Annotated in this window: 20 protein-coding genes; 5 read left to right on the top strand and 15 right to left on the bottom strand. The window is 63.4% G+C overall.

The genetic code is table 11. The features are described 5' to 3' along the window. Positions 1–52 precede the first annotated feature (52 nt). The 5 genes from QM797_RS22000 to QM797_RS21980 are packed head-to-tail and all read right to left on the bottom strand — an operon-like array spanning position 53 to position 4,058. Complete coding sequence (locus QM797_RS22000) at positions 53–886, bottom strand: NAD-dependent epimerase/dehydratase family protein (RefSeq protein ID WP_283277788.1); 834 nt, start codon at positions 884–886, stop codon at positions 53–55. A 5-nt stretch (positions 887–891) separates the two neighbouring features. Next, a complete protein-coding gene (locus QM797_RS21995) occupies positions 892–1,752 on the bottom strand; it encodes an SDR family NAD(P)-dependent oxidoreductase (protein WP_283277787.1) in 861 nt (286 codons plus the stop codon). A 57-nt stretch (positions 1,753–1,809) separates the two neighbouring features. Next, positions 1,810–2,136, bottom strand: coding sequence for a Rieske (2Fe-2S) protein (locus QM797_RS21990; protein WP_283277786.1), 327 nt, complete (start codon positions 2,134–2,136; stop codon positions 1,810–1,812). Positions 2,137–2,148: 12 nt separating this feature from the next. Then, positions 2,149–2,694, bottom strand: a complete 546-nt coding sequence (locus QM797_RS21985; RefSeq protein WP_283277785.1) for an aromatic-ring-hydroxylating dioxygenase subunit beta — start codon at positions 2,692–2,694, stop codon at positions 2,149–2,151. Beyond that, complete coding sequence (locus QM797_RS21980; protein ID WP_283277784.1) at positions 2,691–4,058, bottom strand: aromatic ring-hydroxylating oxygenase subunit alpha; 1,368 nt, start codon at positions 4,056–4,058, stop codon at positions 2,691–2,693. The genes QM797_RS21985 and QM797_RS21980 overlap by 4 nt, the downstream gene beginning before the upstream one ends. Positions 4,059–4,267: 209 nt before the next feature. Here QM797_RS21980 and QM797_RS21975 point away from each other — a divergent pair, with 209 nt between their 5' ends. Continuing rightward, positions 4,268–4,741: a MerR family transcriptional regulator gene (locus tag QM797_RS21975; RefSeq protein WP_283277783.1), complete on the top strand. Its 474-nt coding sequence runs from the start codon at positions 4,268–4,270 to the stop codon at positions 4,739–4,741. Positions 4,742–4,784: 43 nt separating this feature from the next. Here the strand turns inward: QM797_RS21975 and QM797_RS21970 are convergent, their stop codons facing one another. From QM797_RS21970 to QM797_RS21945, 6 genes are all read right to left on the bottom strand, one after another. Next, positions 4,785–5,942, bottom strand: coding sequence for an FAD-dependent monooxygenase (locus tag QM797_RS21970; protein ID WP_283277782.1), 1,158 nt, complete (start codon positions 5,940–5,942; stop codon positions 4,785–4,787). A 55-nt stretch (positions 5,943–5,997) separates the two neighbouring features. Continuing rightward, entirely contained in the window at positions 5,998–7,518 is a 1,521-nt protein-coding gene (locus tag QM797_RS21965) for an aldehyde dehydrogenase family protein (protein ID WP_283277781.1), read from the bottom strand. 241 nt (positions 7,519–7,759) lie between these two features. Further along, on the bottom strand, positions 7,760–8,458 hold the full coding sequence (locus QM797_RS21960; RefSeq protein WP_283277780.1) for an SDR family NAD(P)-dependent oxidoreductase: 699 nt from the start codon (positions 8,456–8,458) through the stop codon (positions 7,760–7,762). Between the two features lie 157 nt (positions 8,459–8,615). Beyond that, a complete protein-coding gene (locus QM797_RS21955) occupies positions 8,616–10,022 on the bottom strand; it encodes a helix-turn-helix transcriptional regulator (protein WP_283277779.1) in 1,407 nt (468 codons plus the stop codon). After that, positions 9,961–11,220 (bottom strand): CynX/NimT family MFS transporter, encoded by a 1,260-nt coding sequence (locus tag QM797_RS21950; protein WP_283277778.1) that lies wholly within the window; start codon positions 11,218–11,220, stop codon positions 9,961–9,963. Before QM797_RS21950 ends, QM797_RS21955 begins: the two co-directional genes overlap by 62 nt. Then, positions 11,220–11,924, bottom strand: a complete 705-nt coding sequence (locus QM797_RS21945) for a FadR/GntR family transcriptional regulator (RefSeq protein WP_283277777.1) — start codon at positions 11,922–11,924, stop codon at positions 11,220–11,222. Before QM797_RS21945 ends, QM797_RS21950 begins: the two co-directional genes overlap by 1 nt. Positions 11,925–12,150: 226 nt before the next feature. On the opposite strand from QM797_RS21945, the gene QM797_RS21940 reads away from it, so the two are divergent. After that, on the top strand, positions 12,151–13,245 hold the full coding sequence (locus tag QM797_RS21940; protein ID WP_283277776.1) for an LLM class F420-dependent oxidoreductase: 1,095 nt from the start codon (positions 12,151–12,153) through the stop codon (positions 13,243–13,245). A 230-nt stretch (positions 13,246–13,475) separates the two neighbouring features. Here the strand turns inward: QM797_RS21940 and QM797_RS21935 are convergent, their stop codons facing one another. The 3 genes from QM797_RS21935 to QM797_RS21925 form a co-directional block, all read right to left on the bottom strand. Continuing rightward, positions 13,476–13,649, bottom strand: a complete 174-nt coding sequence (locus QM797_RS21935; RefSeq protein ID WP_283277775.1) for a hypothetical protein — start codon at positions 13,647–13,649, stop codon at positions 13,476–13,478. 67 nt (positions 13,650–13,716) lie between these two features. Further along, positions 13,717–16,248: a molybdopterin-dependent oxidoreductase gene (locus tag QM797_RS21930; RefSeq protein WP_502942377.1), complete on the bottom strand. Its 2,532-nt coding sequence runs from the start codon at positions 16,246–16,248 to the stop codon at positions 13,717–13,719. A gap of 74 nt (positions 16,249–16,322) precedes the next feature. Further along, positions 16,323–17,534 carry an oxygenase MpaB family protein gene (locus tag QM797_RS21925; protein WP_283277773.1) on the bottom strand — a complete coding sequence of 404 codons (1,212 nt, stop codon included), beginning with the start codon at positions 17,532–17,534 and terminating at the stop codon, positions 16,323–16,325. Positions 17,535–17,635: 101 nt separating this feature from the next. On the opposite strand from QM797_RS21925, the gene QM797_RS21920 reads away from it, so the two are divergent. After that, complete coding sequence (locus tag QM797_RS21920; protein ID WP_283277772.1) at positions 17,636–18,265, top strand: TetR/AcrR family transcriptional regulator; 630 nt, start codon at positions 17,636–17,638, stop codon at positions 18,263–18,265. On the opposite strand, the gene QM797_RS21915 is transcribed toward QM797_RS21920, so the two are convergent. Continuing rightward, positions 18,245–19,108, bottom strand: a complete 864-nt coding sequence (locus tag QM797_RS21915) for a helix-turn-helix transcriptional regulator (protein ID WP_283277771.1) — start codon at positions 19,106–19,108, stop codon at positions 18,245–18,247. The two genes, QM797_RS21920 and QM797_RS21915, sit on opposite strands and share 21 nt — an antisense overlap. Positions 19,109–19,211: 103 nt before the next feature. Between QM797_RS21915 and QM797_RS21910 the strand changes: the two genes are divergently transcribed. Together QM797_RS21910 and QM797_RS21905 are read left to right on the top strand one after the other, a co-directional pair. Next, positions 19,212–19,919: an SDR family NAD(P)-dependent oxidoreductase gene (locus QM797_RS21910; protein ID WP_283277770.1), complete on the top strand. Its 708-nt coding sequence runs from the start codon at positions 19,212–19,214 to the stop codon at positions 19,917–19,919. Between the two features lie 103 nt (positions 19,920–20,022). After that, complete coding sequence (locus QM797_RS21905; protein WP_283277769.1) at positions 20,023–20,775, top strand: alpha/beta fold hydrolase; 753 nt, start codon at positions 20,023–20,025, stop codon at positions 20,773–20,775. The last annotated feature ends 159 nt before the right edge of the window (positions 20,776–20,934 follow it).

Below are 20,934 nucleotides of genomic sequence, written 5' to 3'. Positions count from 1 at the left end.
TACACTGTATTCATTTACGCCTGGTGCAACAATGTCGAGATTTCCGAGCGCCCTACCCGTTTTCGCGGATTTGCTGGCCGCCGCGATCGGCCCACCCGTACTGCGGGACCCACCCCAGGACGGTCCTGGCGGCACTCGCATCTATCAGCGATTCGCGTGAGGCCGGAGACGGTTCCCCACGCGTCCACGGAACCTCGGGCACATGTTCCGCCACGAGTTCGACCGTCGGGCGATCCGCCCCGATCTCTCCGGAGCTGAGCAGGAGCCTGACATGGCCCGGATCAGGACACTCGAGCGCGGCGGCGAATGCCGTCGCGACGTCACGGACGTCCACGAACGTGGCCAGGTGCCATGCACGGCCCGGCGCCGGGGGCAACTCGGTGGCCTGCACCAGCGACGCCCATGCACCGGCGTCGGCGACGAAGACCGGACGCAGACAGATGGTTGAGATGCCACTCTCCCGAGTGAAGGCTTCGCACATCTCCTCGGCCAGCCACTTCGACAATGCGTAGGGCTTGGACGGCAGCCCCCTGTGCGCATCATCGACCGGGAGGTAGTCGGGATCGCGTTCCAGCAAGCCCAGCGCCTTGCCCGACGAGCAGTACACCACGCGTTCGACGCCGGCCGACTCTGCAGCGAGAAGGACGTTCCAGGTACCGACGAGATTGATGCTCATCACCTGGTCGGGATCGTCCCGATCACCTGGAAGTCCCGCCAAGTGCACGATGGCGTCGTGGCCGGATGCGGCGGCCCTCACAGCCGCCGCATCGCGGATGTCATCACCCGAGGCAATGTCGTATCCGGTGACCTGATGCCCTCGGAGTTCCAACTCGGTTCTCACGACCGTACCCAGGATCCCCCGGTCACCGGTCAACAGGACTCGCATCGGCTTCAATCCTGTGCGCCGAAGAAGCGTTCGTGCAGGTCGTCGCCGCCGCGGACGCGCCGAAGGCCTCGGATACCGAGACCACCGTCGCTTTGTACGACGGTGCCGGTCATGGCCTTGTTCTCGGCGCGGGCAGCAACCAGGACGAACGCACCGGCGTGGTCCGAAGGATCCGCGTGGAGATTCATCGGCGTTGCGCGCTCCACCTCGGCGTCCGCATTCGACGGGTGGGTATGCGCGCGAATCGGCTTTCCGTTCTCGTCGGTCCCGAACGCTTCCGGGATCCGGATATTGGTCTTGGTGCCACCCGGGGCCACGGCGTTGACCCGCACTGCCGGTGCCCATTCGTGGGCCAGCTGACGGATGATGCCGAGCGCCGCGTGCTTGCTCGAGATGTACATGACACCGCCGCCGTCGGGGTAGAACGACGAATTGGACAGCGTGATGAGGAATGTCCCGTTGGTGCGCACCAATTCCTTCATCGCCGCCTTCGCGCCGAGGATGGGCCCCAGGACGTTCACGTCGAACACTTGCCTGTAGGCGTCGGTCAGCCGGTCCTCCGGAATGTCGATCAACTCGATGAACCTGTCACCCATGCCGGCGTTGGCAAGGAAGATATCCAGCTTTCCGAAAGTGTCCACTGCATGCGCAACCAACCGCTGGTTGTCCCCCATCGAGCAGGCGTCGGCGACCATCGTGCTCACGGCATCACCGTGGTCCGCCTTGACCGCCTGAAGAACAGCGTCGTCGATGTCCGACACCACAACTTTCGCACCTTCGGCGACGTAGCGATCGACCACTGCACGACCGATACCCGAACCACCACCGGTGACGATCGCAACCTCACCGTTGAGCCATCCTGCCATTGTTTCCTCCTGCTTGTGTAGAACGTTCGAATGAATCAAGTGAGCAGCACGCGATGCTCACCAGTCGAGAAGGACTTCGAGCGAACCGTCGACTACCCGGGACTCCAATGTCCACAGCGGCTCCTTGGCGGGACCCTTTATCACCTCGCCGCCGGCGTCGGCCTTGAATCGCGCGCCGTGCATCTGGCACTCGATTTCACAGCCGCGGCGTAGCCGCGCAGCGCTGAACTGGAAGTCGGCGTGGGGGCACGTCGCGTCGTACACGTGGAGCCCCTCTGCCGTGGTCGCGACGATCAACGGGCGCCCCTCGACGACATGTGTTGTGAGGAAACCCTCTCGGAGCTCCGCAACCGACACGACTGGAACGAACGTTTCAGATTCCACGGCGATGACCTATCAGAAGAAGATGCTGAGGTTGGTACCGGTGATCACCGTCTGGTCGACCAAGATGGTCCGTCGCTTGATCTTGAACGAATCGCCCTCTCGGACGAGCCGGTCGTGACGCGATCCGGTGAACATCTGGTAATCCCGATCCTGGCGGGTGCGGGTGATGAAGAAGTTCGATCGAGCCGCCACTTCGCCGTTCTCGGGATCCGAACCCAGGCGAAGGTTGCTCACGAAGTGACGCGTCCTCGACGGCGGGGTTTCGGCCCAGGCGAACTCGGTCTCCAGTCGCCTGGCACGGGTGTACAAGGTCTGCCAGTCGTCGGTGAAGAAGTCGAAGTCGTGGAAACCGTCACCGTCTGTCAGAAACTGCGTGGTGCGCACCGGCATTCTGTACTCGGTGTCCTTGGTGAAGAGCTCGACCCAGGTCATGTAGCCGTACTGGTCGAGCAGCTCCGCCTCGTTGTGGTAGAACTCCAGAAGTTCGCCGTAAAGTTCGGTATTCGGCAACACAGCGGGGAGCTCTGCATCCCTGGTCAAGATGTCCTTCAAGCTCATTTTCCCTCCCCCAGCTTCTTGCGGCCGGCCCATCCCTGGGTCATGAAGGTCAGCCACGCGGCGTACCAGCTCCGCTGGGTGTACTCGCCGTAGGCCACGTCGTAGGCCTCGCCGGGACCCTTCCAACTTTCGTCGACGGGCCGATTGATTCCCATCCTGTGATGCATCGTGTGCTGCCTCGCTGCAGGACCAAGCGACATTTTTGTGCAGTCCTCCCAGTTCTCCATGTCGTCTTGGTCGTAGATGCCCGCAGGGCCGAAGGTGCGCACGTACGTCTCGTACGAATCCTTCGCGTCCGCCGGGTCGGCATCGTTGTCGATCAGGAACCACGAGAACATCCGTGACCGGGTAGGGCTGATGGGGACCTCCATTCGGAGGTTGAGGAAAGGAAATTCCTTCTGGCCCATCGTCCCGCTGCTCATGAGCTGGAGCCAGTGGAAGTTCGGGAAGACGGTGCCCGCGCTGTACGCGAGGTCCTTGCTCATCTCGACCTGCTCGGGCGTCAGGTTGTCGGCGAACTTGTCCCGCAAGTGCTGCGGCAGTCCCATGTACTTGTAATCGTCGGTCGGCGCACCTCCCGTGATGTGCAGGATGTGACCTTCCTCGGCCACGATCATCTCACCGTGGCCTCCGAAGTTCGGGTCGTTGGGCAACATGCCGAGGTCCACCAGGCTGTGGTGTGCGTAGTAGACGTGAAAGTTGTCGGTGAAGTTGTCGGCGGAGAACTTCCAGCCTGTCTCGGCCTCCCAGATCTGTGGCGTACCAACGACCTTCACGCCGCCCGTGCGATTGATGATGATGTCCAGGTAGTACTTCATATCCCCGAGAAATTCATCCAGGGGCGGTGCTTCTGCGTCCCACGTGGCGAAGATCAGCCCGTGGTAGCTGCCGAGCTGGGCCACCGGAATCAGGCCGTACTTGTCCTTCTGAAGCTCACCCTCCCCGTAGTACTCCTCACCCTGGGCCGACAGGAGGTCGCCGTTGTTCTTGTACGCCCAACCGTGGTACGAGCAACGGAGAAACGACGTGTTCTCTCGGTCCGTCCGACACACCCTCATGCCGCGATGACGGCACGAGTTCAGGAAGACTCGAATCTCACCCTCGTCGTCCCGCAAGAAAAGTGCGGGATCCATACCCACCAGCCGAGTGATGACATCGCCCGGCTCGGGAATTTCCGACTCGTGTCCGACGAAGAACCAAGCCTTGCCGAAAATCTTTTCCTTTTCCATCTCGAAAATTTCGGCGTCGGTATAGATCCGCCGCGAGATCAAGCCCGCGTGGGGGTCGACGATGTCCTCGAGCGCTTCGCCGTTGGACAGCAGCGTGCGAGTGGTGCTGCGGGGTTGCTCTGAAACTGTGGTCATTGCTCAGCTCCTACAAGATGCGGCGGGTGATGCTCTACCTGACGGAGTGATTTCCGCCCGGGACCTCGGGATGGCGGCACAGGGTTATCGGTGTGATGCGAACCACAAGGCGAGTTCGAGTCTGCTACTTGAACCAAGGTTCAACGCAAGTGGTGTATACAGTATTAATATGGGTGTCACACCCGAAAACTTCTCTTAACAGGAGCGACATGCCCGAGGTGATTTCGTCACGAGCTACCAGCACCGAGCTTGTACCGATCGATGAGGTGGTACGTCGCTTCGGACTGAAATCGTCCGCGCTGCGCTACTACGAGCGCCGCGGGTTGATTTCGCCGGCCGACATGCACGCCGGCAAGCGGTGGTACGGCCCGCGCGAGATACGACGGATCGCGATCATCATGTTCTGGCAGCGCTCGGGACTGATGTCGCTCGAGGTGATCGGAGAACTCCTGGACGGTTCTCCTCGGGGCGAATCCTGGCAGGAGACCGTCGCACACCACGTAGAAGATCTCAGACGCAGAATCGAGCAGATGCAGCAGGTCGAGGCCCACTTCCGTCAAGCACTGGCGTGCACCCACGACTCCCTCGACAGCTGTCCCGAGTACGAGCAGCTCATCTCCCATGCTTCGGAGATACCGCCGGTGGCGGCCGAACAGATCTTGGTTCGGGCGTCACACCACTGATCGCGACATCGCGCTGGTGATCGGACCGCACACGCGCTGTGCATCAGCGTGTTTCGGTAGATTCTGACGGGTCCCCCAGCGGGACGTTCCACGCGTCGTATCCGTAGACCCAGTCCACGAGGTCCCTGCCCGTTCGCGCGAAGGTGTTGCCCGCAGACACCACTTGCATCTGCGAAGTACGGTGCTTCCGCGTCGCTTCGAAGAGCCTGAAGGCGGGAGACCAATCGCCGGGCGCAACGGTGTCGATGCACCGAGCGAGGACCGCGGCGTCCTCGATCGCCATCGCGGCACCCTGACCCATGTGCGGCATCATCGGGTGCGCTGCATCTCCCATCAACACCACATTGCCCTCGCTCCATCGCACGAGCGGGTCACGATCGGCCAGTGCCCACTTGTGAACCTCCGGCAAGCCGTCGATGACCCGCTGAACCACGGGATGAAACCCCTCGAATGCAGTTCTCAGTGTTCCGAGATCACCTTTGGCAGACCAGGACTCGACATCGAAGTCCGGTTCTGGAACGACGCCCATGGCGTACACCTCATCACGCGCAGCGTTGAGGTGATAGACGATCATGTGGCGATCGGCTGACCACCACTTGACGTTGTCCTCCACATCGTGTCCCCCGAGCGCAGAGGCCGAGAACGTCGCCCGGTACCCGACTCGCCCGGAGAAGCGCAACGCCTGTGGCCCCAAGAGAACATGGCGGACGACCGAGTTGATGCCGTCTGCGCCGACCACCGCGCCGACGAACTCGCTGCGCCCGTCCGCGAAGCGCAACTCGACCCGGTCTCCCCGCTCGACACAATCGACCAGCTTGCTGCCCCAATGCACGGTGTCAGGTGGGACAGTGGATAGCAAAGCGTTGTAGAGCGCGGCACGATGGAGCAGGAGATAGGGCGCGCCGTACGCTGCCTCGGCGGTTGCGCCCAGCGGAATCCTGTTCGTGATCTCGCCTGTGTCGAAGGTCCGGTGAACGAACTCGGCCGGCGCGAAGGCCGCACTGGCAAGGCGAGGCCCCACACCGAGCTCGCTGAGCACCTTGATGGCGTTGGGGCTCTGCTGGATTCCGGCACCGACACGAGCGAGTCGATCCGCCTGTTCGTACACCTTGACCGGCCTCCCGCGAGCGGTCAACGCCCCGGCCAGGGTCAGCCCTGCGATACCGCTACCGATGATCGCCAGAGGAAGCACTTCCGTCACCGAACCTCTCCTCCCAGTTCACCCATCTGCCACACTCTCCCGCGGAAGAACCCGATCAGCCCAGCAGACGATCGAGCGAGGTCTTGGCCTCACCCAAGCGAGTGTGGACAACCTTCTGTTCCAGGTAGGTCAGAAGTTCGTCCTTGGATTCCTCGCGGCCGAGAGCGCTGTTCTTGGTACCGCCGAAGGGTGTCCCGAAGTAGTGGCGGGTCGAGTCGTTGATCCACACGTACCCGGCGTCGAGTGCATCGGCAGTCTTGTGGGCGATCGACAGGTCGTTGGTCCACACACTGGCCGTCAATCCGAGGTCGAGTCCGTTGGCCTCGCTCATCATCGTGTCGTAGTCGCTCCACTTGAAGACCGACACGACCGGGCCGAAGATCTCCTCCCGACCGATTCGCATGGCGGGGGTCACGTCCGCGAACAGCGCGGGATTGATGAAGTTGCCGCCCGAAGGCACTCCATCCGGTCGATCTCCACCGCGGACGAGAGTCGCACCCTCCGCGACGCCGGACTCGACGTAACCGTTGACCCGGTTCCAGTGAGCCTGGCTCACCACCGGACCCACGTCGGTGTTCTCGTCGTACGCGATACCGACCCGGTACTGGGCAAGGCGGGCGGCCATACGGTGGACGAACTCATCGTGAATCTTCGCGTGCACGAGAATGCGCGAGTTCGATCCGCACGACTGACCCTGGCACACATCGAGATTCATGCCGTAGATAGCCCCCTCGACCGCGAGGTCCAGATCGACATCCGGGAACACGATCATCGCGTTCTTGCCGCCGAGCTCGAGCGAGAGATGCTTGACATTGCCGGACTCGGCTGCGCGACGCTGAATCAGAAGACCCGTGCCGACGGAACCTGTGAACGCCAGTCGCTTGATGTCCGGATGAGTCACGATCGCGTCGCCTGTCGCCGCATCGCCCGTGACGATATTGACCACACCGGGTGGGAATGCCTCGTTGAACAGCTCGGCCAGCGCAAGCGTCGACAGAGAGGTCTCGTCGGAGGGCTTCATCACCAGGGTGTTGCCCGTGATCAACGAGGGCAGCGGACGGGTGATGGCGAACATGACCGGGTGGTTGAACGCCGTGATGCGGCCGACGACGCCGAATGGACGGTGGGCCGTGTAGTGCAGATTTCCCGGACTCGCAGGATAGACATCACCGGTGAGCGACTTCGCGAGAGCCGGCCACCCGTCCAGGTACGCGCTGCAGAGATCGATATCGGTGCGCATCGCTGTGACTGGGTTGCCACAATCGATGGCGTCCAGCATGGCCAGCCGCTCGCGATTACGGCTGATCAGATCGGCGAACGTGGCGAAACAACGGGCGCGGCCCGCCACCCCGAGATCCGCCCATGCCGGCTGCGCTTTCTGCGCGGCGCGAGTAGCTGCCTCCACATCCGCCGTTGTCCCGCGCGGGATATCTGTCAGCTTGTCGCCGGTGGACGGATCGAGCACCTGCTGGGTGGCACCACTCTCACTGTCGACGAGCTGTCCCCCGATCAGCATCTTGAAGTCCTGCGATGTGACGAAGGTGGAGATCGGATCGGCAACCTGGGTGTCAGTCATGCTGGGGAGTTGTCCTCTCGGCTTTGAACGATTGGGAATGTTGCACATCAGAAGGGCGGCCGCAGGCCGACGTCGCCATCGGCACCACATTCTCGGTACTGATCACGTCCGCGTCACTCGAAGTCTCGGCGGTCGCGAGGTGGCGCTCCGATCGCTGGAGTCGTGGCCATCACCGCAATGTGTATTCAGTAGACACCACCGCCACCAGTACGTCAACGTTTAACTCGGATCGACCGGGCTGTCAACCCATGAACATGCCGCCGTTGACCTGGAGTACCTGACCGGTGATGTACCGCGATTCGGCCCCGAGGAGAAACATGATCGGGTCGACCACCTCGCCGACATCCCCGAGGCGACCCATGGGAATAGCGGAAATCGCCGATCGTTCGTCGAAATTCACGTTCGCGTCCGTCATTGCCGTACGAATCGGACCCGGGGCCACGGCATTGCACCGGATTCCGTTCGCGGCGTGCTCGAGGGCCACCGACCTGGCCAAGGCCTCGATCGCCGACTTCGCCGCCGCATAATGTGCGCCGAAGGAATAGCCTTTTCGCGCCAAACCGCTCGACAACATGACGATTGCTCCGTCGCCCCGGCTCCGCATCCCGGGCAGTAACGCACGCGTGGCCAGAAAGGCGCTCGTCAGAGATACATCCATGACTGAGCTCCACTCTGCCAGGCTCATGTCGACGACCGAGCTCCGTCTGACCAGACCCGCGCTGCACACCAACCGAGTCGGCTCGCCGAGCTCATCCTGGATGCGGGAGACTGCAGCGGTCACTGCAGCTTCGTCGGTCACGTCACACGGGAGCGACACGGTTGCCCGCGCGTTGATTTCCAGGTCGAGAACCGCGACCTTGGATCCCTGTTTCACCAGCGCGTCGACGACCCCCCGGCCGATGTCTCCCGCGCCACCGGTAACTACCGCAATCGTGGTCATCGGATCCGACCCCGCTCGGTGATGCACCGTGACCTGCGAAGAGTACGGCGACCGTCGTTCGCTCCGGCTCGGTCCCCCACCCGAGGTTTACCGTCAGCTGCCGCGTGGGACATTGAGCTCTTCATGGTGTACACAGTATCCACTTCCAATCCTTGCGTCAGGGCGGGCATGAAACATCAGCTCGACCTCGCATCAAGGCAGCAAGCTCGGAGCGAGAATGAATTCCCATTTTTCGATAAATTCTGGAGAGGTGAAACTTGACGGTGTTCTCACTGATTCCCAGCTCCGCGGCAACGGACCTACTCCGTCCACCTGCGACGATCCGGTCGAGCACCTCGCGTTCTCGGTCACTGAGACCGGCGACGTCTCCGATGTGGTCGTCGACCCCGGGGGGATCCAGCGGCAACACGACCGAGATGGTGGACCCCCACCCACTGACCGCGGACACGTCGAGTTGCCCGCGCATCGCCGCGACCCTCAGTTGTAGGGAGCGAAGTTCGACGCTGCCGGACGACAGGTCCCCGTTGCCATCGTCCCTGATGTCTATCAGCAGATTACGTCCGTCACAGTCCCACTGCACTCTTACTTTGCGAACAGCGGATCGATCGACCAGCACGGTGAGCGCGCACCTCACCACAGCCCTCGCACCGTGGGCTATCTCGCTCGGAAGTGCGCGACCGTCGAGTGGGGGAACAACGAATTGAACGTCGACGTCATGCTGATCGAGCACGGGGTGGAGGTCTGTTCTCAGACGCTCGAACGCCGTTGCCACCGGTTCTTCCGCAGACGTGAGGATTCGCTCGGATACCGTCCGCACCTGACTCGCCGCCTCGGTCGCGAGAGCGATCGCAGCCCGACGGGCGGCACGATCACTGGTATCGACCGACCGCAGAACACCCAACAGCGACTGCAACGTGGTCATGTACTGATCGGCCAGCTCGCACACTGCTGTGGCACGCATGCCGGCAGCAGACCGAGACCGCCGGAGGAAATCCGGCGAAGCTTCCTCAGCGTGCCGGATCACTCGCTGGACCACCACATGCCACAACCGTGGGAGGACCGCCTCCAACTCGTCACTTCCCGGATCGGTCATGATCAGCAGTGCTCCACCTTCGTCCGCCACCACCAGTACGGGCTGAGGCGCACCCCCCACCGACGCCGTGAACCGCACGCTTCCGCCCGCGGTCGCCCTCTCCCGTATCGACGTCGACTCGGTAAGAGTGAGCCGACGCCGATACGCATAGGCAGGGGGTGGTTCGGGCGCCGGCTCGTGACCGTCGAAACCGACCACGAACAATGCCGAATGCGGGACGATCGATCCGAGACTCGTCGAGAGTGTGGGCACGAGCGCATCCGCGGGCGTCTCACACACACCCAGGATTGCGTCGACGACGTCCAGGTCGAGTCGAACGGCGTCGGACGTCTCGCCCACACTCATGCGTCGATGCCCCGGAAGCACTCGATCACAGCGAACCGGCCGACCCGGTCCGAACTTCTTCTCCTCATCCAGGCACCACGACATCCGTCCGAGAATTGTCGGAAGCGGGAACAACCTGTCGATCACGACCGGCTCCGGCTCCGAAGACCGCCTGCAAGACTGCCAACACTGTCATCACGATGAGGGGCGTGTGCCACGACCCGGTGGCGTCTCGCAACGCACCCAGCGCGACGGGACCGCAGGCGGCAAGGAGGTACCCCACAGTTTGGGCCATACCTGCCAAAGACGCTGCCGAATCCGAGTCGGGTGCGCGCAGGCCCTGGAAGGACAGAGCCAGGACCAGGCATGATCCACCGCCCAGTCCGATCAAGACCACGCTCAACCACGACATCGATGGGAAGATGACCATCACCGCCAAGCCTGCGGCGCACACCAGTGAGGACACCGTTGCGACAGCCGACAGATCGAGCCTCCCGCGAGTGAGCAGCGGTACGGCCGTGCTGGTGACAAGCCCCGTCACCTGAAACACCGTCAGTTGCCATCCAGCACTCTGCGACGACACGCCGACCTCGGCGACGATGCTCGGTAGCCACTGAATCAATGCATAGAAAGCCACCGACTGCAGTCCCATGAAAATGCTGACCTGCCACGCCAACTTCGACGACCACACGGACACCCGCCCCACCGACGGTGTGTCGATCTTTCCTACAGACTCCGCTCCGAAGCGCGTGAACATCACGTAGACCAGGGCGATGACGCCGAGGACACACCACACGCTCAGCGACGACCGCCAGCCGCCGGGCAACAGGTTGCTGAACGGCACTGCAATACCCGACGCCAGGGCTGCGACGATGCCCATCACGGTGACGTAGAAGCCGGTCACTCGGCCGATTCGATCAGCCGGTACCGATCGCCGTATCACGGCGGGCAACAGGACGTTGCCGATCGCGATTCCGATGGCCAGCACGACAGTTCCGGCGAACAGCCATGCAACGCCCGGCAGCGAACGCAGGACGATTCCGACAGACAATGCCATCAACGCCCCGACGAGCAAGCGGTAGGACCCGACCTTGCGTGATGCACCGCGTACGAGCGGAGACGTAGCAGCGAAAGCCAGCAGAGGAAGCGTGCCCAGTATCCCTGCCGCCGTAGTGCTCAGACCCGTGTCGGCCTGAATGAACGGCAGCACCGAGCCCACGCCCGTCAGCGACGCTCGAAGATTTGCGGCGACGAGTGCGGCACCGATCAGAAATACAAGGGGCACCACAGTCGAGTTCGCGAGGGGTTTCCTCGTCTCGGTCTGCCCACTCGATACACGGGTCATCAGTGTTCCTCCTTGCTGGTGTGGTTCTTGTGCAGGCGACGTGTCAGCGCCACCAGGAGAGACGAGGCGTGTCTCGCCTGCACCTCGTCCCGCGCCGCGATCGCCCCGACCAATTCTCGGTGGAGGCGCTCGTGTTCGGCGTCCGACGACTCGATGATCATCAAAGGTGTCACCACGTCCATGAGAGCGGCCTCGAGGTGGTCGTAGATCTCCACCAACAACGAGTTGCGACCGAGGGCGATCACTTCTCGGTGAAATTCGAGGTCTCGTTCCGCATACTCCTCGACAGATATCGCCCGTGATCGCGACACGGCGTCGAGCAGCTCCTCCAACCTCCGCACGTCCTCGGGCATCGCGTATCGAGCCGCCTCGCCGGCCGCGTACTCCTCCAACAAGAACCTCAATGCCAGGACGTCTTCCGCAGGCGATGTTGCCGAACGCCTCATCAGCGCACCCCGGAGCTCACTGGACGACATGACATACGTGCCGTCGCCGACTCGCGCCTCCAGCAGTCCGGTGTGCACCAGCGCGCGGACCGCCTCTCGCACGGTATTTCTGCTTACGTCGAAGTGATCGACCAATTCGTGCTCCGACGGGATCCGGCCACCCACGGGCCACTGACCCGATGCAATGAGAGCGCGCATCCGATCGGCTGCTCGCTCGGACAGCGTTGATCGACGTTCCAACGGACTCAACTCAGACATCCCTATACCTCCAAATGTAGGACATCTGGACTATAGCACTTCGTCCTTGGGTACGAGCAACCCAGCGTGACGACGGACTCCGACACTCCCGCAACGTTGACTGTCAGTTACTACAGCGCTGTAGTTTTTTCCTTCACCGGTGTTTCTTTCTTGCCGACCCTGAGGCCGGCGATTCAGGAAGCCCGCTCGCGCGGGCACCCATTCGAGCGCTCGAGGGAAAGACACCATGCAATTGGGCATCATGATCAACTTCGGTACCGACGTACGCGATCGTGTGGACGAAGTCGTGGCGATGGAAGGGGTCGGGCTCGACATCGTTCATCTGGCAGAGGGCTACAGTTACGACGCGGTCAGCGCGCTCGGATTCCTGGCAGCTCGGACTTCGACTCTCAGGTTGGCCACGGGAATACTCCAGATCTACACTCGAACACCAACTTTGACAGCCATGACGGCGGCCGGTCTGGACAATCTGTCTCGCGGCAGATTCGTTCTCGGGGTGGGTGCCTCGGGCCCTCAGGTCATCGAGGGCTTCCACGGCGTCCCCTTCGATGCACCAGTGGCACGAACCCGCGAACTCATCGACATCTGCCGGAAAGTGTGGCGGCGGGAGCGACTCGTCCACGACGGTCGGCATTACCACATTCCGCTGTCGGCGGAGCAAGGCACCGGTGTCGGCAAGGCCTTGAAATTGGTCCACACACCGGACCGAGCCTCGATCCCCGTCGTGGTCGCCGCGTTGGGGCGTCGCAACGTCGAGATGACAGCGGAAGTCGCCGACGGGTGGATGCCGACGATGTTCGATCCGTCCCGTTACCAAACGGTCTGGGGCAAATCTCTGGCGGCAGGGTCAGCGAAACGCGATGCGTCCCTGTGGGATCTGAAGATCACGGTCTCCCCGCCCCTGGCCATCGGTCCGGATGCGGACGCGTACCTACCTCAGGTCAAGGCCCACCTCGCCTTCTACATCGGCGGTATGGGTTCCCGGAAGCAAAATTTCTACCACGACGTGGCGACGGCTTACGGGTACGGCGACGACGCGGAGCGGATCCAGGAACTCTTTCTCAGCGGTCGACAGGAGCAGGCGATCGCCGCAGTACCCGACGAATTCGCGTATTCGACGTCGTGGATCGGTGACGCGGGCACCGTGGCGAGACGAGTGGAGGCGTTCGCTGCGGCCGGCGACAAGAGCATCCGGACAGCGCTCTCGCTCGACGACACCCACAGGTCTGCCAGAACCGGGAGCTTGCGGTCGGCGTCCGCGGTATTCCGCGCGTGCAGCGTCGGCCGCAGGAGCTTGGTGCACCGCTCGATTGCCACCTGACGGCCTCGGCCGAACATGGCCGCAACCGCCGGATTCGGATGCGCGTCGAACTCCAGCCGCCACGAATCCGGCCGTGCCAACACGATCGCGAGAAGTCGACGAAAGCCGTCGACGAACACCGCGCGGTCAGGCCGAATCGAGCGCTCGGGCAGCGCGTCGATCACTCCCCCGATGATGTACGCCTCCTCTCGATGCACGAGAGCCTCGATCGACGCCACCCTGTCAGGAAATCACGAATAAGTCACCGGCCTGGTGACGCATGCTCGTGCCGCCACGGCAACCATCGTCACCGCTCCCACGCCGCGTTCCACGGCTATGGCGAGCGCAGAGTCGAGAACCGCAGGACGACGGCGTTCCGGCCCCAGGTGTTCGGCACGGACACGGGTGGCGTTTCGGGTGTCCACAGTCGGCCGTCCCTGCGATGTCGATGGAGTTCACCGAACCTACAGCGCTGTCCGATCTGCGTTCGCGTCAGTCTCCCGCGTCGATCCGCTCGATACGAACCGGCACATTCTTGTGCCATGGATTGCCGAAGAACTTGTCGCGGCGGGTGACCGACGTCAGCGTGTTGAGGGGCACGCCGACCACAGTGTCGACCCCATCGTTCGTGGGGTAGGAGACTCCCATCCCGTTCGGCAGGGAGACGTGACCTGGCTGCATCACATCTGTCACCTCCACCACCGTTGATGCGCTACCCGTCTCTGTGACCAGGCGCACGGTATCGCCCGTGGTCACGTTCAACGACGTTGCGTCCGAGGGACACATACGCAGCGAACCCTGTTTGTCGCGTCGTCGCCACCCGGGATCGCGAATGATGACGTTGGCGGTGAAGGCCCGCCGTTCGCCGGCGGACAGGATGAAGGGGTAGTCAGCGCTGGTATAGCAGGGATCTTCTGAGTCGAGCAGCCTGATCTCGTCGAGCAGCTCGGGAATCGACGCGTGGATCTTGCCGTCTGCATGACGGATATAGCGCCACGCATCCTCGTATCGGTCGTCGGTGAACGTCACACCCTGGGGATTGGCAATGATGGCGTCGAAGAGTTGATCTCCCTGAGCGGCTCCGCTCCGTGTGAACCCCGCTCGCCGTGCGGCATCAGGATTGGCAATGCACGCGAGGTGCGCCAGACCCCAGATCAGCGCAGTGGACTCCTTGCCCTCCCCGAGTGTGGGGCCGAGGGTTCGGTAGAGGATGTACGGCAGAAGTCCTGCCAGCTGCGGCTTCTGTTCCAGTGTCGCGAACAGCGTGAGGGTGAACGCCGACCGACCCACGTCCGCTGCGGCGCGCAAGGCCACCAGGACATCGTCGTCCACACTTCCGAGCCGGTCGATGAGTTCGGCATAGATGTCCGGCTCGGATCGAGTTCCCGGCATCGGCGGCATCAGTGGATTTCGTAACTGAAAGGTGTTGTGCGGAAAGTGCAGGGTGAACAGTGAGGCTTCGTACTTCTCGAACTGACTGGACGCAGGGAGAACATAGTCGGCCTCCCTCGCGGTCTCGGTGAGCGCGACATCCACCACGACACTGAGCTCCAGACTGCGTATCGCGCGCCGGAAGCGAGCACTGTCGGCGAGTGAGTGCAGCGGGTTCGACGAGTCGATCCAGATGGCGCGCAAACGATCCGGATGATCGTTCAGTATCTCGTCCGCTATCGAGTTCGCGGGAATCAACCCAGAGATGATGCGGGCACCCGTGACGGGTGTGAAGCCCGTCTGCGCGGGGTTGCCGAGTGTATCGGCGAGGGGTGTCGCGACGGCCACCGATGAGGAAGCGAAGAAGTACGACAAAGACAGCAGCGCCACATGCTCGAACACAACGCCGGGAACACGACGACCGACCACCCGACTCGAGACCCACCGCATCATGCCGGCTCCGCGGCGCATCGCCTGCCGACCGACTGTGCGTCGTGCCGCGTCCAGTGCCGGCTTCTTCTCACGGGGAACGGGAAACCAGATACCCGCGATCGGGAATACCCATGAGTGCATGTTCATTCCGCCGGGTTTGGCGAAACTGCCGGTGAGCACCCACATCAACTTCTGCAAGTAGGCGCAGACGGTGGCATTGGGTGACTGCTGGATCCCGAGGTCTTCGTAGGTCGCGACGCTCTTTGCCCGCCCGATGCGCCGAGCCGCGGCACGGATGCTCGCCTCGGGCACACCACATCGCCGTGAGTAGTCCGTGATGTCGACACCGCGCAGCAGTGCCAGGACGTCCTCCACCCCCACGGTGTGCTCGGAGAGCCATTCGTGGGCTATCAGATCTTCCTGCACCAGCGTCGCATCGAGTGCGGCGAGGCACCAGGCGTCCGTTCCCGGCTTCACCTGAAGATGGTGATCTGCCAGGTCCGCGGTCTCGCTTCTGCGTGGGTCGATGACGATGATCGACCGATCCGGGTCGCGAGCGAGTTCCTTGAGCGTGGGACGTGCCCGGGCCAGGCCGTGCGACTGCCACGGATTCTTGCCGACGAACACCGCTACCTCGGCATTGTCGAAGTCACCCGAGGTGTGACTGCCGTAGAGCTCGCCGTCGACGAAGCCTTCGCTGGTCTTCTCCTGCGCCAGCGCATTCGAGGTGTACTTGGCGCCGACAGCGTGGAACAGGGAGCGGCCGTACGCGCCGCCGAGGTGGTTCCCCTGGCCGCCGCCGCCGTAGAAGAAGATGCGCTCGCCTCCGTGAGTTGCGCGAACTGCACGCAATCGCTCGGCGATCTCGTCGAGCGCGGTGGTCCAGTCGATCTCCTCGTAGGTCCCGTCCGGACGCCGGCGAAGCGGGGTGTCGATGCGGTGAGGGCCGTTCTGGTAGTGATCCAGTCTCAGCGGCTTCTCGCAGCTGTAACCCTGCGAACCTGGATGCTCCTTGTCGCCCCTGATCTTGACGAGTTGCCGATCCTGAACCTTCACCTCGATACCGCAGTTGCACTCGCAGAGAATGCAAGCCGTCTTCTGCCACGTGTCGGTGTTGTTGCTCTCGGTCACAGGGGTCTCTTCTCGCTCGTCGTCGTGCATCGATCGAAGTGATGGTGTCGTTCAGAGCGTGGACACCACGGCCGAGGGCCGCGCGAGATCACGCCCCGGTCGCGTCAGGCGTCGGTGGCACGACCGGCGACCACGGATCCGCGGTAGTCGGCCTTGACTCCGTCCAACCCACGCTCGAGGGAGTACTTCAGCATCCGGTGCCCGCCGCGCTCGGCGAGCCGCCGCACGGGTCTGACCCGCATTGCCAGACCCGCCCCACGCAGGACACTTGCTCCGAGTCGTACAGCCGTTTCCGCGACCGGCCGGGGTTCGAGACCCAACGTGTCACGGGGATCATTGCCCCCGGCCGTCGCCACCATCGACGGCGAGAGAAGTTGGCGTGCGACAGCGTGATTGAGCCGCTTCGACCGTCCGAACACCGCCATTGTCGCTGTGCCGTTCACCAACTCCTGCATGAGAGGTTTTGTCTTGGCATTCGTTCCGGCCAGCGCTTCGTGAATGCGCAATTGGATGGCGAACTCTTCCTCGTGGTCACGTCCGAGCAATTGGTTGTTCGCACCTTCTATGCGGGACACCCACCGCCACATCAGAGCGAATCCATCACGTTCCTCACGGGAAACTTTGCCGCCGAAGTACTCCATGATATTCACCCGGTACTGACCGAAGATGTACGTGGCTCCTGCAGTCGCGAGTTGGCTGATCGGTACCCCGGTCTCGTACCGCGGCCATTGCCCGCCACGTTCGATTCCCATCCGAATCATGGTGTGCATGAAGCGAATTCGAACCCATAGGATCCAGCTCTCGCCGCCCGGCAACATGCCGTCGACATCGAGCGCACCGATGAAGCCTGTCGCGGTCTCCCAGAACCGCCGTCGAAAATCGCCGCCGCCGGCCAGTCGACCGGTCGATCCCATCACCTCCGAGGTCGACGGATCCAGGTACGTCATGGGAAGAGCTCCGTGCACTCCGAACAGCATTCCCATGGGATTGCGGCGACCGATCCCTGCACCCACCCGCAGTGCGTCCACGTCGAGCCAGCTCGGGACGGCCTCCGCATCGGCGAAGAAGTTCACGGCTTCCGACAAGCCCTGCCGCTCGAGTGCGCGCGCGTTTGCGTAGATGTCCCCGCCCATCAGTTTGCGAGCCCGCATCGTCCCGATCAGGGCCTCACACAAGGGGTCACCGATCCTGTTCCAGGACTCGACATCGATGTCCTCCACAGGAAGGTACGACTCGGCTCCCGGAGTGCAGGCGAGCTCCACCAGAGCTTTCACGCGATCGGTTTCGACGGGCTGCTTCAGCGATGGAACGGTCATACTCACGCCTCACGGTCGATGGCAATTTACACCGATCGGTGTAACAGTGCCGACGGTAGTACACCACTTGGTATAGTGGCAAGAGGTGAGAAGGGAGCACGATGACCGCGCGCGACAGATTGGTCCACAGCACAATCGACCTGATGCGTCGGCACGGAGTGGCCGGTACCGGGGTTGCCGAGATCCTCGACCACGGGCGAGTGTCGCGACGCTCGATCTACCTCAACTTCCCCGACGGCAAGGCGGGTCTCGTCGACGAGGCCACCCGCGTGGCCGGCGCCTACATCGACAACCGGATCGCTCTCTGCAGCGACGCGCCCACACCGGTTGGTGCGCTCGAAGCCTTCATCGGTGACTGGAAAGCTGTGGTCTCGGGCAGCGGTTTCACGGCAGGGTGCCCGGTGACAGCGGCAGCGATGTCCCGGTCGAACATCCCGTCCGCATCCGATCTGGCCGGCGATGCATTCAGGCAATGGACAGTCACGATCAGCGCGTCACTACGCGGTCACGGCATCGCGGACCCCGCCGCAACCGCGCTCGCGAACACCGTTGTCGCGGCAGTCTCGGGCGCCATCGTGATAAGCGTCGCGCAGAGGTCGCTCGACGCCCTGAACGACGTCGAGACACAGATGTCGATGCTGATCGACCATCAGATCGCGCTGGGCTCACTCCCCCGCACCGACAATGCCGAACAGGAAGGGCGAACGGTCTCACCGCAGACCGGGGAGTGACGGTGTACTCCCCAGATCCTGAGTGCCGAGCACCGATACCAGCTCGAGCTTCTCGGCGGCCTGGCTGCCTGGCTCGGCCGAGTAGACGACAACGTACAGGTCGCTGTGCTCCAGCCGGAGCAGGTCGCAGTCCAACGTCAACAAGCCCACCTGCGGAACCTCGATCGTCTTGTGCCAGGCCTCGAACCGTCCCACGGCACCCGCGTCCCACAGCTCAGCGAACCGCCCACTGTGGGTCCGCATGTCAGCGATCAGGCGCCGCAGTCGTTGATCCGCCGGATAGCGGGCCGCGGTCCTGCGCAGCTGCGAGACCATGCCGCTCTCGCAGGCGCTGCGTTCCTCCCGGGTGTGCCGCACCCGGGTCGGTGCACCCATGAAGAAGCGCCATGCGTCGTTCCGCTCGATCCCGCGCAAGCCGGACGGGTCGCCCATCAGCGCCGCATACATCGGGTTGGCCAACAGCAATGTCATAGCTGCGTCATGGACCGCGACGGGCGCGTCGACGAGTCGATCCAGCAACCGCTGGACGCTGGGCGTGATGAACCCGGGTACTACCTGCGGACCCGGCGGCACCAGCTCCGCAAGACCGTACAGGTATGCACGCTCGTCCCCGGACAGCCGCAGCGCCCTGGTCAGTGCCTCGACCACCTGCCCCGAGGGATTGGCTGCCCGTCCCTGTTCGAGGCGCGTGAGGTAATCGGCCGAAATTCCGGCCAGCATGGCCAGCTCCTCGCGCCGCAGACCGGCCGCCCGCCGGCGACCACCGGCGGGCAGTCCCGCCGCCTCCGGTGTGACACAGTCGCGCCAGCGCCGCAGCGTCTGTCCGAATTCCGTCGCCGTCATGCCCCCCAGTGAACACCGCTCGGCCGTGCTTGTGCCTGGCCCCCACAATCCTAGGAAGAAGGTCCTCCTGGCTGATCGTGCCGCCGCCCCGAAGACTGGGCACATGACGACAACACTGATCACCGGAGCAAACAAAGGCCTCGGTCACGAGACCGCCCGCCAGCTCATCGCCGCGGGCCACACCGTCTACGTGAGTGCCCGCGACGCCGAACGCGGGCGTCGGACCGCCGAGGAGCTGGGCGCACGGTTCGTACTCATCGACGTCACCGACGACGCCACGGTCGAGGCGGCAGCCAAGACCATCACCGCCGACGGCGGGCTCGATGTCCTGATCAACAACGCCGGCATCGCGAGCAGGGCCGACGCCCAGAGCGAGTCCAGCGCCGCGTCGGTGACCGCCGACTCGATGCGAGACACCTTCGAGACGAATGCCTTCGGCGTCGTCCGCGTCACCCACGCCTTCCTACCCTTGCTGCAACGCTCAGCCGCACCGGTGGTGGTCAACGTCGTCGGCGGCCTCGCCTCGCTGACCAACCTCTCCGACCCCACGTCCCCCACGCACTTCTACCCGGGCTTCGTCTACCCGGCGTCCAAGATCGTGGTCAACATGCTCACCGTGCAATACGCCAAGGCGTTCCCGGACATACGGATCAACTCCGTCGAGCCCGGCTTCATCAAAACGGACCTCAACGACAACACCGGCATGCAGTCTGTCGAGGAGGGCGCACAGCTGATCGTCCGCATGGCACAGATCGGCACCGACGGCCCAACAGGGTGCTACCTCGACGCCAACGGCCCGCTGCCCTGGTGAGCCCACTCACTCGAGCAGCAGCACGAAGTCACAGAGCGACTATCCGAAGAACCCCGAACCGGCTGCCACCGGTACGGATTCGCGCACTCTGAAACGGAGCCCCATGACAAAGCTTTCGGCCCTCGAGGACCCGACAAATGCACCCGATCTGCTTCTCGTGCACGGTGCATGGCACGGCCCGTGGGCCTGGGACCTCCTGATCCCGCACCTCCCCGGCGTCGTTCGCACGGTCGCACTTCCGTCCAGCGGGGCCGAACCCAGTGCGCTGGGCGGCCATGCCGAGGACGTCGACGCGATCAGAACCGCATTGGCAGAAAACTCTGACAGGCCCACTGTCGTCGTAGCCCACTCGGGCAGTGGCCTCTCGACGACCCGGGCTGTCTGCGGGCAGCAGCACGTCGTCGGCGTCGTGTACGTGGCCGCGCTCGTGGCCGACGTCGGCCAGCGCGTGGCCGACCTGTTCGAGGGCCCGCCGCCGACCTGGTGGGACCTGCATCCAGAGGAGGGATACGTCGACGCGCGCACCCCACTGCCCACCTTCTACAACGACGTGCCCACGGACATCGCGGAGTCCTGCGCCGCCCGGCTCACACACCAATCACTCGCCGGAGATGAGGTGGAGCTGACCGACGCCGCATGGCGTCACATGCCGACCGCCTACGTGATCTGCGATCACGACCGTGCCATCGCACCGTCCGTCCAGGAGCAGATGGCGAAACATTCCGTCCGGGTTCACCACCTACCGAGCGGGCACTCACCGTTCCTGTCGATGCCCGACGCACTCGCCACGGTGATCCGCAGCGAGAGTGAGGAGTTCATGCGCGTCAGCACTGATCAGGATGAGGAGCCTCGATGATTCGGGGTAGGCGGATCAAGGGCGACATTCGTGTCTGCACCTCCATGGAGTACTGACCTGGTTCACGACGAAGACCCTGCCTCGACAGAGACAGGGTCTTCGTCACACCGCCGGTGTCGCCGAACCTGTACGGCGCACGTCGTTCATCGGTGAATCGCG

Origin of the sequence: Rhodococcus sp. IEGM 1381, from assembly GCF_030056795.1 — a bacterium.
GTDB lineage: Bacteria > Actinomycetota > Actinomycetes > Mycobacteriales > Mycobacteriaceae > Rhodococcoides.
The sequence above is the reverse complement of the archived record's forward strand: the minus strand, read 5'-3'. Positions and strand labels throughout refer to the sequence as shown.